The sequence below is a fragment of the Mycobacterium sp. SMC-8 genome, assembly GCF_025263565.1.
GTDB lineage: Bacteria > Actinomycetota > Actinomycetes > Mycobacteriales > Mycobacteriaceae > Mycobacterium.
This window is the reverse complement of the sequence record NZ_CP079865.1, coordinates 1221063-1234515: the sequence shown is the minus strand read 5'-3', so window position 1 is coordinate 1234515 and position 13453 is coordinate 1221063. Positions and strand designations below refer to the sequence as shown.

Below are 13453 nucleotides of genomic sequence, written 5' to 3'. Positions count from 1 at the left end.
AGCGTGACTGTGGTAGTCAGAGCTAGCGGACGGATTGCGTCAGCTAGCACGTCAAACTATAGTCTGGACACATGTCCAGGAGGGTTCGGGTTTCTTGCGCCAGACGATTCGCCCACGTCGGGGCCGCTCTCCGGGATCTGTGAGCTGACCATGCGTATCGCACTGCTGTCGTATCGGAGCAAGACCCACTGTGGCGGCCAGGGTGTCTATGTCCGCCATCTGAGCCGCGGTCTCGTCGAACTCGGCCACGACGTCGAGGTGTTCTCCGGTCAGCCCTACCCCGAGGGGCTGGACCCGCGCGTCCGGCTGACGAAGGTGCCAAGCCTCGACCTCTACCGCGAACCGGACCCGTTCCGCATCCCGCGGCCCAGTGAGATCAAGACCAGCATCGATCTGCAGGAGCTGCTGACGACCTGGACTGCCGGCTTCCCGGAGCCCAAGACGTTCAGCATGCGCGTCGCGCGCCTGCTGGCCGAGCGCCGCGACGACTTCGACGTTGTGCACGACAACCAGTGTCTGGGCACCGGTCTGCTCGACATCGCGGCCTCCGGCCTGCCCGTGGTGGCCACCGTGCACCACCCGATCACCCGCGACAAGGTGGTCGACGTCGCGGCGGCCGCGTGGTGGCGCAAGCCGCTGGTGCGCCGTTGGTACGGCTTCGCGGAGATGCAGAAGCAGGTCGCGCGCCGGATCCCGGAACTGTTGACCGTGTCGTCGACCTCGGCCGCCGACATCGCCGAGGACTTCGCTGTCGATCCGGATCAGCTGCATGTGGTCCCGCTCGGCGTGGACACCCAGTTGTTCCAGCCCGGCCGGCAGCGGGTTCGCAACCGGGTGATCGCGATCGCCAGTGCCGACGTGCCGCTCAAGGGCGTCAGCCACCTGCTGCACGCGGTGGCCAAACTGCGCATCGAGCGCGATCTGGAGCTGCAGCTGGTCGCCAAGCTCGAGCCCAACGGCCCCACCGAGAAGCTGATCGCCGAGCTCGGCATCTCCGACATCGTGCACATCTCCAGCGGGCTGAGCGACTCCGAACTGGCCGGTCTGCTGGCCTCCGCCGAAGTCGCCTGCATCCCTTCGCTGTACGAAGGGTTCTCGTTGCCGGCGGTGGAGGCGATGGCCAGTGGCACCCCGATCGTGGCCAGCCGCGCCGGGGCCCTGCCCGAGGTGGTGGGCACCGATGGGGAGTGCGCGCGGCTGGTGACACCCGCCGACGTCGACGAACTCACCTCCGTGCTCGGCGACCTGCTCGACTCGCCTCTGGAACTCCGGCGCCTCGGCGACAACGGCCGCCGGCGTGCGCTCGAGGTGTTCAGCTGGGAATCCGTTGCCGCACAGACTGTCGCGGTGTACGACCGAGCCTGTGAGAGGGTCACGACATGCTGACCGTGGACTTCGACCGGCTCGGCGTCGGCGCCGGAACCAAGGTGATCGACGTCGGCTGCGGCGCCGGCCGCCACACGTTCGAGGCGTTCCGGCGCGGAGCCGACGTGATCGGGTTCGACCAGAACGCCTCGGACCTCAACGACGTCGACCAGATCCTGCAGGCGATGAAGGACGAGGGCGAGGCGCCGGCCACCGCCAGGGGGGAGGCCGTCAAGGGCGACGCCCTCGACCTGCCCTACCCGGACGGCACATTCGACTGCGTCATCGCCTCGGAGATCCTCGAGCACGTCCCCGAGGATGACCGTGCCATCGCCGAGCTGGTGCGTGTGCTCAAACCGGGAGGCGCACTGGCGATCACCGTGCCGCGTTGGCTGCCCGAGCGGATCTGCTGGGCGTTGTCGGACGAGTATCACGCCAACGAGGGCGGCCACATCCGCATCTACCGGGCCGACGAGCTCCGCGACAAGGTGCTCGCTCACGGCCTGGAGCTCACTTTCACCCATCACGCCCATGCGCTGCATTCGCCGTACTGGTGGCTCAAATGCGCTGTGGGAACCGAGAAGAACGATCACCCGGCGGTGACCGCGTATCACAAGCTGCTGGTGTGGGATATGATGGGCCGGCCGTGGCTCACCCGGGCGGCCGAGGCGGCGCTCAACCCGCTGATCGGCAAGAGTGTCGCTCTCTACTTCAGAAAGCCCCCTGCTGCCGATGCATGACGTCCCCGGTGTGCCGGGCGTCTTCACGCCGGCCCAATGTCGGCAGACCGCTGAGTCGATCGCTGCGACGCAGGAGTCCAGTGGTGCGATCCCGTGGTCGGTCGGCGGGCACACCGATCCGTGGGACCACATCGAGAACGCCATGGCGCTCACCGTGGCGGGCCTGCTGGAACCCGCCCGCGCGGCGTTCGAATGGTCCCGCACCGCCCAGCGTCCGGATGGCAGCTGGCCGATCCAGCTCCGCAACGGGGTGGTCGAGGACGCCAACAGCGACAGCAACTTCTGCGCGTACATCGCCACCGGCGTGTGGCACCACGTGCTGGTCACCGGCGACCGCGCGTTCGCCGAGACCATGTGGCCGGTGGTGGCCAGGGCCATCGACTTCGTCCTCGAATTGCAGTTCGGCACCGGTGAGATCGCTTGGGCGCGAGGACCTTCCGGTGACGCTGACGAGGCGCTGCTGACCGGGTGCGCGAGCATCTACCACAGCATCCGCTGCGCGTTGGCCCTTGCCGACTACGTCGACGACTCGCAGCCCGAGTGGGAGGTCGCGGTCGGCCGTCTCGGTCATGCGATCGCCGAGCACCCGGACCGGTTCGTCACCAAGGACCGCTGGTCGATGGAGTGGTACTACCCGGTGCTCGGCGGCGCACTGCGCGGCCCGAGGGCGCACGCGCGCATCAACGGGCGGTGGGACGACTTCGTGGTGCCCGGTCTGGGCATTCGTTGCGTCGACGACCGGCCATGGGTGACCGGCGCCGAAACCTGTGAGTTGGTCCTGGCTTTGGAGGCGATGGGGGACAGGGCGCGCGCCTACGAGCAGTTCGCCGCGATGCATCATCTGCGCGAGGAGGACGGGTCCTACTGGACCGGTCTGGTGTACGAGGACGGCAAGCGCTGGCCGGTCGAGCGCACCACCTGGACGGGGGCGGCGGTGATCCTGGCCGCCGACGCGTTGTCGTCCACCACGCCGGCCGCCGGCATCTTCCGAGGCGCCGATCTGCCGAAAGGTCTTGAGGGTCAATACGATTGTGCGTGCGCGACCAGCGGACGCTAGTCGGCGCCCAGGGTTCCGGGTTGCCCGCAGATCCGCTCGAGTACCCGCATCGACCCGGTGGCCCGAACCTCCCGGAAGTCGCCGCTGTCGAGGGCGCGCCGGTAGATGAGGAACGGGGCCTGACCGCCGTCGGCCGGATCGGGAAACACGTCATGGATGACCAGTGCGCCGCCCACGGCCACCCAGCGGGCCCACCCGTCGAAGTCGCGGTTGGCGGCCTCCTCGGTGTGCCCACCGTCGATGAACAGCAACCGCAGCGGTGTTCCCCAGCCGCGGGCCACCACCGGGGAGCGTCCGACGACGGCCACGACGTGCTCGTCGAGCCCCGCGGCGTCGAGCGTGTGGCGCAGTGTCGGCAGCGTGTCGAACAGTCCGGTGACCGGATCGACCAGGGTCGCGTCGTGGTACTCCCACCCGGCCTGATGTTCCTCGGATCCGTGATGGTGGTCGACGGTGTAGATCAGGCCTCCGGTCTGCTGTGCCGCGGCGCCCAGCATGACCGTGGACTTGCCGCAGTACGTGCCGATTTCGACCCCGACGCTGTCGGCGAGGTACTGCAGGGCGGTGTCATAGAGGGCGCGCCCCTCGTCGGCGGGCATGAACCCGGTGACCTGTTCCGCGAGCTCGAAAAGGGCTGCCGCGGCAGGCGGAAGCGCGGAGTCGGTGCCGGCTGGACGGCTCGCCGTCGTGTCACTCATCGTGCCCAACTTACCGCCACCGGCCCCTAGTGGTTGACCCCTGGTTGTAGTAGCGTCCGGACATGTGTCCGATCCGGCTCTGGAGTCGACTCGGCGTCGCCTGACGGCCCGGCAGGCCGACACGGTGGACCGCTTGGGGCGTGCCGCGGTCGAACTGCTCACACGGCACGGATATGCGGCCCTGACCGTGCGCCGGGTGGCCGCCGAGGCCGGTGTCGGGTCCGCCACGGCCTACACCTACTTCTCGTCCAAGGAACATCTTGTCGCCGAGGTGTTCTGGCGCCGGCTGGCCGCTTCGCCAGAGGTCGAGCACGGGTCGGATGACCCCGCCGCCCGGGTTACCGCGGTACTCGGGCACATCTCGTCGCTCGTCGCCGACGACCCGGACTTCGCCGGGGCGGTGACCACCGCGCTGCTCGGCAAGGATCCGGACGTCGAGGTGCTGCGGTTGCGCATCGGCCGCGACATCCGGGACCGCTTGTCGGCGGCGCTGGGAGCCGGCACCGATCCCGACGTCATCGATGCGCTGGAGATGCTCTATTCGGGCGCACTGGTGCGCGCCGGCATGGGGTACGCGTCGTACTCCGAGATCGTGGCGAAGCTGGAGAAGTCGGCGCGATTGATGCTGGCCTGACAGTCAGCGCGTGCCGACCAGTGCGGTGGCCGCGGCGACCGCGGTGTCGGCGATGCCGTGCACGTCGCGTCCGTCCTCGACGAAAAGGGCGGTGAGCTCCCGCAGTCCGCCGAGCAGCAGGACCGCCATCGGCGAGGCGATCGGCACGATCCCGGCCCGCTGGAACCCAGGGTTGCTCGTCAGCGACACCAGCAGCCCGGTCAGGTCACGCATCACCTGACGATGCAGGGGACGCGCGGCCGCGCCGAGCGCGGGGGCTTCCCGGATCCAGCACAGTGTGATCGCCGGGCGCGCACTGATGTGTTCGACGTAGGCGTCCACGGCTTGCCGAATCTGCTGCTGCCAGTCCACATCCGGTTGGACGGTCGCCCGGATGTGGGCGATCAGGTCGGCGTTGTTGCGGCGCAACAACTCGATGAGGCACTCTTCCTTGCTCGCGAACTGTTCGTAGAACGTGCGCTTGGAGGTGCGGGCATGCCGCACGACATCGGCGACCGTGCTGTCGCGGTATCCGCGTTCGACGATGGACGACGTCAATCCATCGAGCAGTCGGTCGGTCACCGACGCGTCGCGGCTGACCGGAACCGGAATCGTCACTTTCGTCTTCACCCTTGCAGCCTGTGGTACCAACCGGTACCGTACCGTATTACACCGTGGTACACAGAAGTACCAGCGCCGTCACCGGGGAGTCCGATGAGCGAAGCGACCATCACCGCAGACCACTCGACCGCGGCGGCCGGCCGGCCGGTGCGGCTGCCACCCACCCCGCGGATACCGAAAGTTCTTCAGGCGGTTGGATTTTCGCTGTCCCGGCAGTGGACGGTGGCGCAGATCGTGCGCCGCTACGGTGACGTATTCACCATGACCTTGCCGGTGTTCGGCCGGACGGTGATGGTGACCGATCCGGCGTTGGCCAAGCAGCTGTTCATGGCCAACACCGACGACGTCGGCAACATCCAACCCAATCTGTCCCGCGTGCTGGGTTCGGGTTCGGTGTTCGCCCTCGACGGCGCCGACCACCGCAGGCGGCGCAAGTTGCTCACCCCGCCGTTCCACGGCAAGAGCATCAAGAACTACGAGCGGATCTTCGAAGAGGAGACGCTGCGGGAGGCCGCCGACTGGCCGGAGGGCCAACCGTTCGAGACGCTCGAGCCGATGATGCGGATCACCCTGAACGCGATCCTGCGGGCGGTGTTCGGCGCCGACGGCGCGCACCTCGACGAGTTGCGCCGGATCATCCCGCCATGGGTCACGCTCGGTTCGCGCCTGGCGGTCCTGCCGACCCCGCAACGCACGTACGGACGTTTCAGCCCGTGGGGCCGGCTGGCCGCCTACCGGCGCCGCTACGACGAGGTCATCGGCCGGCTGATCGACGCCGTGCAGGCCGACCCGAATTTCGGCACCCGCGATGACATCCTGGCGCTGTTGCTGCGCAGCACCTACGAGGACGGCTCGACGATGTCGCGGCAGGACATCGGTGACGAGCTGCTGACCCTGCTGGCCGCCGGGCACGAGACCACCGCGGCGACCCTGGGCTGGGCGTTCGAGCGCATCAGCCGTCACCCCGAGGTGCTGGCCGAACTCATGGCCGAGGTGGACAGCGGCGGCAACGAGTACCGGCAGGCGACCATTCTGGAGATCCAGCGTGCGCGCACCGTGATCGACTTCGCCGGCCGCCACGTCTACTCGCCGACCTTCGAGCTCGGCGAGTGGGTGATCCCGCGCGGCTATTCGATCGTCGTCGCCATCGGTCAGGTACATCACCGCTCGGACGACTTCCCGGATCCCGAGCGCTTCGACCCGCGGCGGTTCCTGGGCCAGCGCCCTCCCACTTTCGCGCACCTGCCCTTCGGCGGCGGCACCCGGCGCTGCGTGGGGGCGGTGTTCGCCAACGTCGAGATGGATGTGGTGCTGCGAACGGTGTTGCAGCACTTCGAGATCGAGACGACCGCCGCGCCGGGGGAGAAGATGCACTCGCGGGGAGTGGCGTACACGCCCGCCGACGGCGGGCGAGTGGTCATGCGCCGCCGTCGGACGGGCCCGGCGTGAAATCAGACCGCCACGGCGTGCCGTGAATTAAACCGCCACGGCGTGCCGTGAATTAAACCGCCACGGCGTGCCGTGAATTAAACCTGAGCGCGCCGGGGCAGCTTCCAGCCGGGCCGCGGGAAGTGGCAGGTGTAGCCGTTCGGGTAGCGCTCCAGATAGTCCTGGTGCTCGGGCTCGGCCTCCCAGAAGTCCGGCGCCGGACTGACTTCGGTGACGACCTTGCCGGGCCACAGACCTGACGCGTCGACGTCGGCGATGGTGTCCAGCGCGATCTGGCGCTGCTCCTCGTCGACGTAGAAGATCTCCGACCGGTAGCTCGTGCCGACGTCGTTGCCCTGCCGGTTCTTCGTGGTCGGGTCGTGGATCTGGAAGAAGAACTCCAGCAGCGCGCGGTAGTCGGTCTGGGTGGGGTCGTAGACGATCTCGATCGCCTCGGCGTGCCCGGGATGATTGCGGTAGGTCGGATGGTCGTTCTGCCCGCCCGTGTAGCCCACTCTCGTGGACACGACGCCGGGCTGCTTGCGGATCAGGTCCTGCATGCCCCAGAAGCACCCGCCCGCCAGTACGGCTCGCTTGTAGTCGCTCACGCCTGCTCCTCTTCGGTCGCTTCGGATAATCCACGGTACTGCGCGCGGGTAAAACGGGGCGCGCACCGCGTTTAGTCCGGCCGCAGCCGCCGGTGGCTATCCTCTGCAGGATGCGTGTCCTCGCGGCGGTGACGGTCCTGTGGGCGATTCTGCTGACGCTTGCCGGGCCGGCCTCCGCTGAGCCGGCTGCGCCGGTCGCGGTCCCCGAGACACCGCCCGGCACCCCTGCGGCGATGTTCGCCGACGACCCGGCGATCGTGCACGCCTACCCCACGCGGCCGCAGTCCTGGAGCCGGCTCCCCGACGAACGGGCGGTGCGGCTGCACTTCACCAGCGGCACCCCGCAGTGCTACGGCGTCACCGCGACGGTGCAGGAGAACACCGACGAGGTGCTCGTCGACCTGCGCACCGGCACCCTGCCTCAGGCCGTCGACCGGGCCTGCATCGCGATCGCGCTGTTCGGCGCGCTCGACGTGCCCCTGGAGCAACCGCTCGGCGCGCGGCGCGTGCTCAGCGTGACCTGACGCGGCCCTGGACAAGCCCTCGACAGGCCCTCGACAACGGCCGCTAGAACGTGTTCTATTTCGGGGTGTGGCGGCCAACACTTTCACCCGGGACGAACTCGTCGCGGCGTTCACCGAATTCGAGAAGACGGTCGACCGGGCGGCGCGGACCAGGGACTGGGATCCGTGGGTTGACCAGTACACCGACGACGTCCTCTACATCGAGCACGCGGCCGGGACGATGCGCGGCCGCGAGGAGGTGCGGCCGTGGATATGGCGCACCATGGAGTCGTTTCCCGGCAGCTACATGACGTCGTTCCCGTCGCGGTGGAGCGTCATCGACGAAGGCACGGGCAGGATCATCTGCGAGCTCGACAACCCGATGCGCGATCCCGGTGACGGCACCGTCATCAGCGCCACCAACATCTCGATCCTGACCTACGCCGGCGACGGCAGGTGGCAACGGCAGGAAGACGTGTACAACCCGCTGCGGTTCGTGGCGGCGACGGTGAAATGGTGCCGGAAGGCAGAGGAACTCGGCACGTTGCCCGACGTCGCGGCGGAGTGGATGGCCAAGTACGGCGGCGCCCGATGACCGGACCGTCTGCTGTCGCACCGCCGGCCCCGGTGCTCGTCATCGGCGCCAACGGCTACCTCGGCAGCCACGTCACCCGCCGGCTCGTCGCCGACGGTCACCGGGTGCGGGTGATGGTGCGCGACGGCGCCAACACCGTCGGCATCGACGATCTGGACGTGACCCGCTTCGTCGGGGACATCTGGGACGACGAGGTGGTGCGCAGCGCGATGACCGGGTGTGAGGTGGTGTACTACTGCGTCGTGGACACCCGCGGCTGGCTGCGGGACCCGGCGCCGTTGTTCCGCACCAACGTCGACGGCACCCGCAACGTGCTCGACATCGCCGTCGAACCGGCCGTCGCGGCGGGGCTGAAGAAGTTCGTGTTCACCAGCAGCTACGTGACCGTCGGGCGCCGCCGCGGGACGGTGGCCACCGAGGCCGACGTGCTCGGCGACCGTGAACTCACCCGCCTGACCCCGTACGTCCGCTCGCGGGTGCAGGCCGAGAACCTGGTCATGGCGTACGCGCGGGAACAGGGACTGCCGGCGGTGGCGATGTGCGTATCCACCACCTACGGCGCCGGCGACTGGGGCCGCACCCCGCACGGGGCGATCATCGCCGGTGCGGCCTACGGGAAGCTGCCCTTCGTGATGAGTGGCATCGAGCTGGAAGCCGTGGGCGTCGACGACGCGGCCGCAGCGCTGGTGCTGGCCGCCGAGAAGGGCCGTGTCGGGGAGCGCTACCTGATCTCGGAGAAGATGATCTCCAACGCCGAGGTGGTGCGGATCGCCGCCGAGGCGGCCGGGGTGCCGGCGCCGACGAGGTCGATTCCGCTGCCGCTGTCGTACGCGATGGCGGCGCTGGGCAGCGTGAAGGCCCGGCTGCAGGGCACCGACGAACGGCTCTCGCTGGGCTCGCTGCGCCTGATGCGCGCCGAGGCGCCGGTCGACTGCAGCAAGGCGCGAGACGAACTCGGTTGGCGGCCCGGACCGGTCGAAGAGTCGATCCGGGAGGCGGCGAAGTTCTGGGTCGGCCTGCGGCGAGCCAAGCAGGCCCGAGTCACCGGGTGACCGACAAGCTGCGCGTCGACCTGCGCGGTGCGCCCCAGACGATGCTGGCGACGCTGTACGCCAAGGCGCTCGATGCTGACAGTCCCGGCTCGGTGCTCAACGACACCTGGGCCGCAGCATCGTCGGCCAGATCGACTACGACTGGAAGACGACGACGATCACCACCCGCAACGCCCCGTCGGTCACCCTGCGTTCGGCGCACTTCGACTGTTGGGCAAGGCAATTCCTCTCCGAGCGCCCTGACGCGGTGGTGCTTCACCTCGGGTGCGGTCTGGACAGCCGCTACTTTCGTATCGCGCCGGGCGACGGCGTCGATTGGTACGACATCGACTACCCGCAGGTGGCGGCGCCGCGGAAGCGCTTCTACCCGACCACCTCCCGGTACCACGTCGTGGCAGCGTCGGTCACCGACCCGGCGTGGCTTGCCGGCATCGCCGATGACAGGCCGACGCTGGTGCTCGGCGAGGGGCTGACCATGTACCTTCGCGACACCGACGGCATCGCGTTGCTGAGGCGGGTGGTCGACCGGTTCCCGTCCGGCGAACTGCAATTCGACGCGTTCAACTGGCTGGGGATCAAGCTCCAGTGGTCCAATGCGGTGGTCCGCCGCTCCGGCTCCACGCTGTACTGGGCGATCAACGGGCCGGCCGACATCCTCGAGTCCGTACCGGGACGCGTCTGTTGCAATGGGTTCCGGTGTTCGAATCGGACGCGTTCGCACGTGTCCCGGCCTTCTACCGGGTGCTGGGCGCGGCGATGAACCGGATTCCCGGCGTGCGGACGATGGCGCAGTTTCACCGCTACGCGTTCTGAGCGCGCAGCGCACTGCTGCGACAATCTGTCGGTGCTCACTCGCTTGCCGGTGAACGGCCACGTGTCCCACTGGTTCGACGGACTGCCGATCAGCCGCGCGCCGCTGCCGGGGACCCGGGACGCCGATGTCTGCATCGTCGGCGCCGGCTACACCGGCCTGTGGACCGCGTACTACCTCAAGCGCGCGGACCCGTCGCTGCGCGTGGTCGTGCTGGAGGCGCGCTTCGCCGGGTACGGGGCGTCAGGGCGCAACGGCGGATGGCTGTCGGGTCTGGTTCCCGGCGACCGTGAGCGCATGGCGCACCGGTATGGCCGCGACGGGGTGATCGCGTGGCAGCGCGCGCTCAACGACGCCGTCGACGAGGTGATCGGCGTCGCCGACCGGGAAGGCATCGACGCCGGCATCGTCAAGGGCGGCACCTTGGAGGTGGCCCGCAACGCCGCGCAGGCCACCCGACTGGCCGCGGCGCTGGACGCCGAACGTCGCTGGCAGGTCGACGGTGTCGAAGCGCTGACCGCACCCGAAGCAGCCCGACGGATCCGGCTCGACGGCGTGGTCGCCGCCTACCACAACCCGCACTGCGCCCGGATCCAGCCGGCGCACCTGGTGCGCGGCCTGGCCGACGCCGCCGAACGGCTCGGCGTGGTCATCCACGAGCGGTCCCCGGTCACCGAGATCCGACCGGGCCGCGCCGCCACGCCGTGGGGCGCGGTGAACGCCGGGGTGGTGCTGCGGGCCACCGAGGGCTTCACCGCCGGCTTGCCGGGTCTGAAGCGGCGGTGGCTGCCCATGAACAGTTCGATGATCGCGACGGACCCGATTCCCGCAGAGCTCTGGGACACCATCGGGTGGCACGGCCGGGAGACCCTCGGCGACCTCGCGCACGGGTTCTTCTACGCCCAGCGCACCGTCGACGACCGCATCGCGATCGGCGGGCGCAGCGTGCCCTACCGGTTCGGATCCCGCACCGACCGGGACGGGCGGGTGCCCGAACGCACCATCGCGCGCCTCGCCGCGACCCTGAGGGCCGTGCTGCCACAGGTGTCCCACGTGCCGATCGCGCACGGCTGGTGCGGTGTGCTGGCCGTCCCCCGCGACTGGGAGGCGGCCGTCGACTTCGACAGCTCGACCGGGCTGGGCTGGGCCGGCGGCTACGTCGGGCACGGCGTCACCGCGACCAACCTCGCCGCGCGCACGCTGACCGACCTGGTGTGCGGCCGCGAGTCGGAACTGACCGCGCTGCCCTGGGTCGGTCACCGCGCGAAGAACTGGGAACCGGAGCCGCTGCGCTGGCTGGGCGTGCGCGGCATGTACCTGACCTACCGGGCCGCCGACTGGCACGAGGCTCGCGGCACCAGGCGCACCTCGCCCATCGCGGTGGTGGCGGACAGGATCGCCGGCCGCCCGCACTGAGCGTTCAATGGTGACATGACCGACCGACCCGTCCGCGAACCCTCGCCGGCCCATCCCATCACCGTCGTACCTACCGGCCGCCACGTCGTGGTCCGGGTCAACGGTGAGGTCATCGCCGAAACCGATGCCGCCTTCACGTTGCAGGAGGCGTCCTACCCTGCGGTGCAGTACATACCGTTGGCCGATGTGGCGGCCGACCGGCTGCGTCCCAGCGGCACCGCGACCTACTGTCCGTACAAGGGCGACGCCGGCTACTACGACATCGTCGCCGGCGGCCAGACCGTGCCGGACGCGGTGTGGACCTACCGCGAGCCGTACCCCGCCGTCGCGCAGATCGCCGGTCACGTCGCCTTCTACGCGGACAAGGCCGATGTCACCGTCGACCCCTAGGCTGACGTGATGCGGATTTCGGCCAGCGTCGCGTTCGCCGGCCCCGTCAATCTCGGCTGGACACTGTCTCCGCTGCGCCGCGGCCGGGGCGACCCGTGCTACCACGACGCGCCCGACGGAGCGATCTGGCGGACCAGCCTGATGCGCAGCGGCGCGGTCACCGCGCGGCTCAGTCGCGGCGCGCCCGGCGTCGTCGACTGCGAAGCGTGGGGTCCCGGCGGTGCGGAGTTCGCCGACACGCTGTCCGCCCTGCTGGGCGCCGACGACGACACCTCGGGATTCGATCCGCAGGAACCCACGGTCGCCGCCGCCCTGCGCAAGGCGCCGCACCTGCGGCTGGGCCGCACCGGCCGGGTGCTGGAGGCGCTCATCCCGGCCGTCCTGGAACAGCGGGTCGTCGGCAAGGACGCATTCGGGTCGTGGCGCCGGTTGGTGACCCGCTACGGCTCGCCCGCCCCCGGCCCCGCGCCCGAACACATGCGGGTGCCGCCGTCCGCGGACGTCTGGCGGCGCGTCCCGTCGTGGGAATTCCACCTCGCCAACGTCGACCCCGGCCGGGCGCGCACCGTCGTCGGCTGTGCGCAACGCGCCGACGCCCTGGAGCGGCTGGTCGGCCGGCCCGCCGAGGCGGCCCGCACCGCGATGATGTCGCTGCCCGGGGTCGGCATCTGGACCGCCGCCGAGACCGCTCAACGGGCATTCGGAGACGCCGACGCGCTCTCCGTCGGCGACTACCACCTGGCCAAGGTGGTCGGCTGGACTCTGCTGGGCCGCCCGATCGACGACCCGCAGATGATCGACCTGCTCGAACCCATGCGACCGCACCGGCACCGCGCCGTGCGGCTGCTCGAAGTCAGCGGTCTGGCGTTCAAACCGCGCTTCGGCCCGCGCCTGTCGATTCCGCGCCTGGCCGATCTGTGACCTTCGCGTCACTTGTGGTTACCTACCCACACACCGGGTACACGGGGCGGGACAGTCGATCGTGCGAAGGAGCAAGTAATGACTGCGTTCACCGTTCCCGGCCTGACCGACAAGCAGGGGGCCGAAGTCGCCGAGCTGCTGCAGAAAGCGCTCAGCAGGTACAACGACCTTCACCTGACCCTCAAACACGTCCACTGGAATGTGGTGGGGCCCAACTTCATCGGCGTCCACGAGATGATCGACCCGCAGGTCGAGCTGGTGCGCGGCTACGCCGACGAGGCTGCCGAGCGTATCGCCGCGCTGGGGCAGTCGCCGCTGGGTACCCCCGGCGCGATCATCAACGACCGCACCTGGGATGACTACTCGGTCAACCGCGACACCGTGCAGGCGCACCTAGCCGCACTCGATCTGGTCTACGTGGGCGTCATCGAGGACACCCGCAAGAGCATCGAGCGACTCGGGGAACTCGACCCGGTGTCCGAGGACATGCTGATCGGCCATGCCGCCGAGCTGGAGAAGTTCCAGTGGTTCGTCCGGGCGCACCTGGAGAACTCCGGGGGGCAGTTGGTCAACGAAGGCGCCGAGACGGAGAAGTCCGCGGCGTCGAAGGCCAAGAAGAACTCGTAACGCCGCGA

The 13453-nt window shown here is 69.4% G+C and carries 15 protein-coding genes and 1 pseudogene; 13 read left to right on the top strand and 3 right to left on the bottom strand.

Annotated elements, in window-relative coordinates; genetic code table 11:
- Positions 1 to 150: 150 nt before the first annotated feature.
- The 3 genes from KXD97_RS06100 to KXD97_RS06090 are packed head-to-tail and all read left to right on the top strand — an operon-like array spanning position 151 to position 3162.
- Positions 151 to 1386, top strand: a complete 1236-nt coding sequence (locus KXD97_RS06100; protein WP_260755878.1) for a glycosyltransferase family 4 protein — start codon at positions 151 to 153, stop codon at positions 1384 to 1386.
- The gene (locus KXD97_RS06095; protein ID WP_260755877.1) at positions 1380 to 2105 is read left to right on the top strand and encodes a class I SAM-dependent methyltransferase; all 726 of its coding nucleotides are present in this window, start codon (positions 1380 to 1382) and stop codon (positions 2103 to 2105) included. Before KXD97_RS06100 ends, KXD97_RS06095 begins: the two co-directional genes overlap by 7 nt.
- Positions 2098 to 3162, top strand: a complete 1065-nt coding sequence (locus KXD97_RS06090; RefSeq protein WP_260755876.1) for a prenyltransferase — start codon at positions 2098 to 2100, stop codon at positions 3160 to 3162. The genes KXD97_RS06095 and KXD97_RS06090 overlap by 8 nt, the downstream gene beginning before the upstream one ends.
- Here the strand turns inward: KXD97_RS06090 and KXD97_RS06085 are convergent.
- Complete coding sequence (locus KXD97_RS06085; protein ID WP_260755875.1) at positions 3159 to 3860, bottom strand: class I SAM-dependent methyltransferase; 702 nt, start codon at positions 3858 to 3860, stop codon at positions 3159 to 3161. The two genes, KXD97_RS06090 and KXD97_RS06085, sit on opposite strands and share 4 nt — an antisense overlap.
- A 64-nt stretch (positions 3861 to 3924) precedes the next feature.
- Between KXD97_RS06085 and KXD97_RS06080 the strand changes: the two genes are divergently transcribed.
- Positions 3925 to 4494 carry a TetR/AcrR family transcriptional regulator gene (locus tag KXD97_RS06080; RefSeq protein WP_260755874.1) on the top strand — a complete coding sequence of 190 codons (570 nt, stop codon included), beginning with the start codon at positions 3925 to 3927 and terminating at the stop codon, positions 4492 to 4494.
- 3 nt (positions 4495 to 4497) lie between these two features.
- On the opposite strand, the gene KXD97_RS06075 is transcribed toward KXD97_RS06080, so the two are convergent.
- Complete coding sequence (locus KXD97_RS06075; protein WP_260755873.1) at positions 4498 to 5103, bottom strand: TetR/AcrR family transcriptional regulator; 606 nt, start codon at positions 5101 to 5103, stop codon at positions 4498 to 4500.
- Positions 5104 to 5187: 84 nt separating this feature from the next.
- Here KXD97_RS06075 and KXD97_RS06070 point away from each other — a divergent pair, with 84 nt between their 5' ends.
- Entirely contained in the window at positions 5188 to 6543 is a 1356-nt protein-coding gene (locus tag KXD97_RS06070) for a cytochrome P450 (protein ID WP_260755871.1), read from the top strand.
- Between the two features lie 77 nt (positions 6544 to 6620).
- Here KXD97_RS06070 and msrA read toward each other — a convergent pair whose 3' ends face one another.
- On the bottom strand, positions 6621 to 7130 hold the full coding sequence (gene msrA, locus KXD97_RS06065) for a peptide-methionine (S)-S-oxide reductase MsrA (RefSeq protein ID WP_260755870.1): 510 nt from the start codon (positions 7128 to 7130) through the stop codon (positions 6621 to 6623).
- A gap of 110 nt (positions 7131 to 7240) precedes the next feature.
- Between msrA and KXD97_RS06060 the strand changes: the two genes are divergently transcribed.
- From KXD97_RS06060 to KXD97_RS06025, 8 genes and pseudogenes are all read left to right on the top strand, one after another.
- Positions 7241 to 7654, top strand: a complete 414-nt coding sequence (locus KXD97_RS06060) for a hypothetical protein (RefSeq protein WP_260755869.1) — start codon at positions 7241 to 7243, stop codon at positions 7652 to 7654.
- Between the two features lie 67 nt (positions 7655 to 7721).
- Entirely contained in the window at positions 7722 to 8228 is a 507-nt protein-coding gene (locus KXD97_RS06055) for a nuclear transport factor 2 family protein (protein WP_260755868.1), read from the top strand.
- Positions 8225 to 9280 (top strand): NAD-dependent epimerase/dehydratase family protein, encoded by a 1056-nt coding sequence (locus KXD97_RS06050; RefSeq protein WP_260755867.1) that lies wholly within the window; start codon positions 8225 to 8227, stop codon positions 9278 to 9280. Before KXD97_RS06055 ends, KXD97_RS06050 begins: the two co-directional genes overlap by 4 nt.
- Positions 9281 to 9321: 41 nt before the next feature.
- Positions 9322 to 10093: pseudogene (locus KXD97_RS06045) on the top strand (class I SAM-dependent methyltransferase).
- Between the two features lie 31 nt (positions 10094 to 10124).
- Complete coding sequence (locus KXD97_RS06040) at positions 10125 to 11507, top strand: FAD-binding oxidoreductase (RefSeq protein WP_260755866.1); 1383 nt, start codon at positions 10125 to 10127, stop codon at positions 11505 to 11507.
- Between the two features lie 15 nt (positions 11508 to 11522).
- Positions 11523 to 11897, top strand: a complete 375-nt coding sequence (locus KXD97_RS06035) for a DUF427 domain-containing protein (protein WP_260755865.1) — start codon at positions 11523 to 11525, stop codon at positions 11895 to 11897.
- 9 nt (positions 11898 to 11906) lie between these two features.
- Entirely contained in the window at positions 11907 to 12818 is a 912-nt protein-coding gene (locus KXD97_RS06030) for a DNA-3-methyladenine glycosylase (protein WP_260755864.1), read from the top strand.
- A gap of 78 nt (positions 12819 to 12896) precedes the next feature.
- A complete protein-coding gene (locus KXD97_RS06025; protein WP_260755863.1) occupies positions 12897 to 13445 on the top strand; it encodes a Dps family protein in 549 nt (182 codons plus the stop codon).
- The last annotated feature ends 8 nt before the right edge of the window (positions 13446 to 13453 follow it).

Coding starts and splice junctions, on each gene's coding strand:
- KXD97_RS06100 (WP_260755878.1), top strand. CDS start 151: ATGCGTATCGCACTGCTGTCGTATCGGAGCAAGACCCACTGTGGCGGC.
- KXD97_RS06095 (WP_260755877.1), top strand. CDS start 1,380: ATGCTGACCGTGGACTTCGACCGGCTCGGCGTCGGCGCCGGAACCAAG.
- KXD97_RS06090 (WP_260755876.1), top strand. CDS start 2,098: ATGCATGACGTCCCCGGTGTGCCGGGCGTCTTCACGCCGGCCCAATGT.
- KXD97_RS06085 (WP_260755875.1), bottom strand. CDS start 3,860: ATGAGTGACACGACGGCGAGCCGTCCAGCCGGCACCGACTCCGCGCTT.
- KXD97_RS06070 (WP_260755871.1), top strand. CDS start 5,188: ATGAGCGAAGCGACCATCACCGCAGACCACTCGACCGCGGCGGCCGGC.
- KXD97_RS06060 (WP_260755869.1), top strand. CDS start 7,241: ATGCGTGTCCTCGCGGCGGTGACGGTCCTGTGGGCGATTCTGCTGACG.
- KXD97_RS06050 (WP_260755867.1), top strand. CDS start 8,225: ATGACCGGACCGTCTGCTGTCGCACCGCCGGCCCCGGTGCTCGTCATC.
- KXD97_RS06035 (WP_260755865.1), top strand. CDS start 11,523: ATGACCGACCGACCCGTCCGCGAACCCTCGCCGGCCCATCCCATCACC.
- KXD97_RS06030 (WP_260755864.1), top strand. CDS start 11,907: ATGCGGATTTCGGCCAGCGTCGCGTTCGCCGGCCCCGTCAATCTCGGC.
- KXD97_RS06025 (WP_260755863.1), top strand. CDS start 12,897: ATGACTGCGTTCACCGTTCCCGGCCTGACCGACAAGCAGGGGGCCGAA.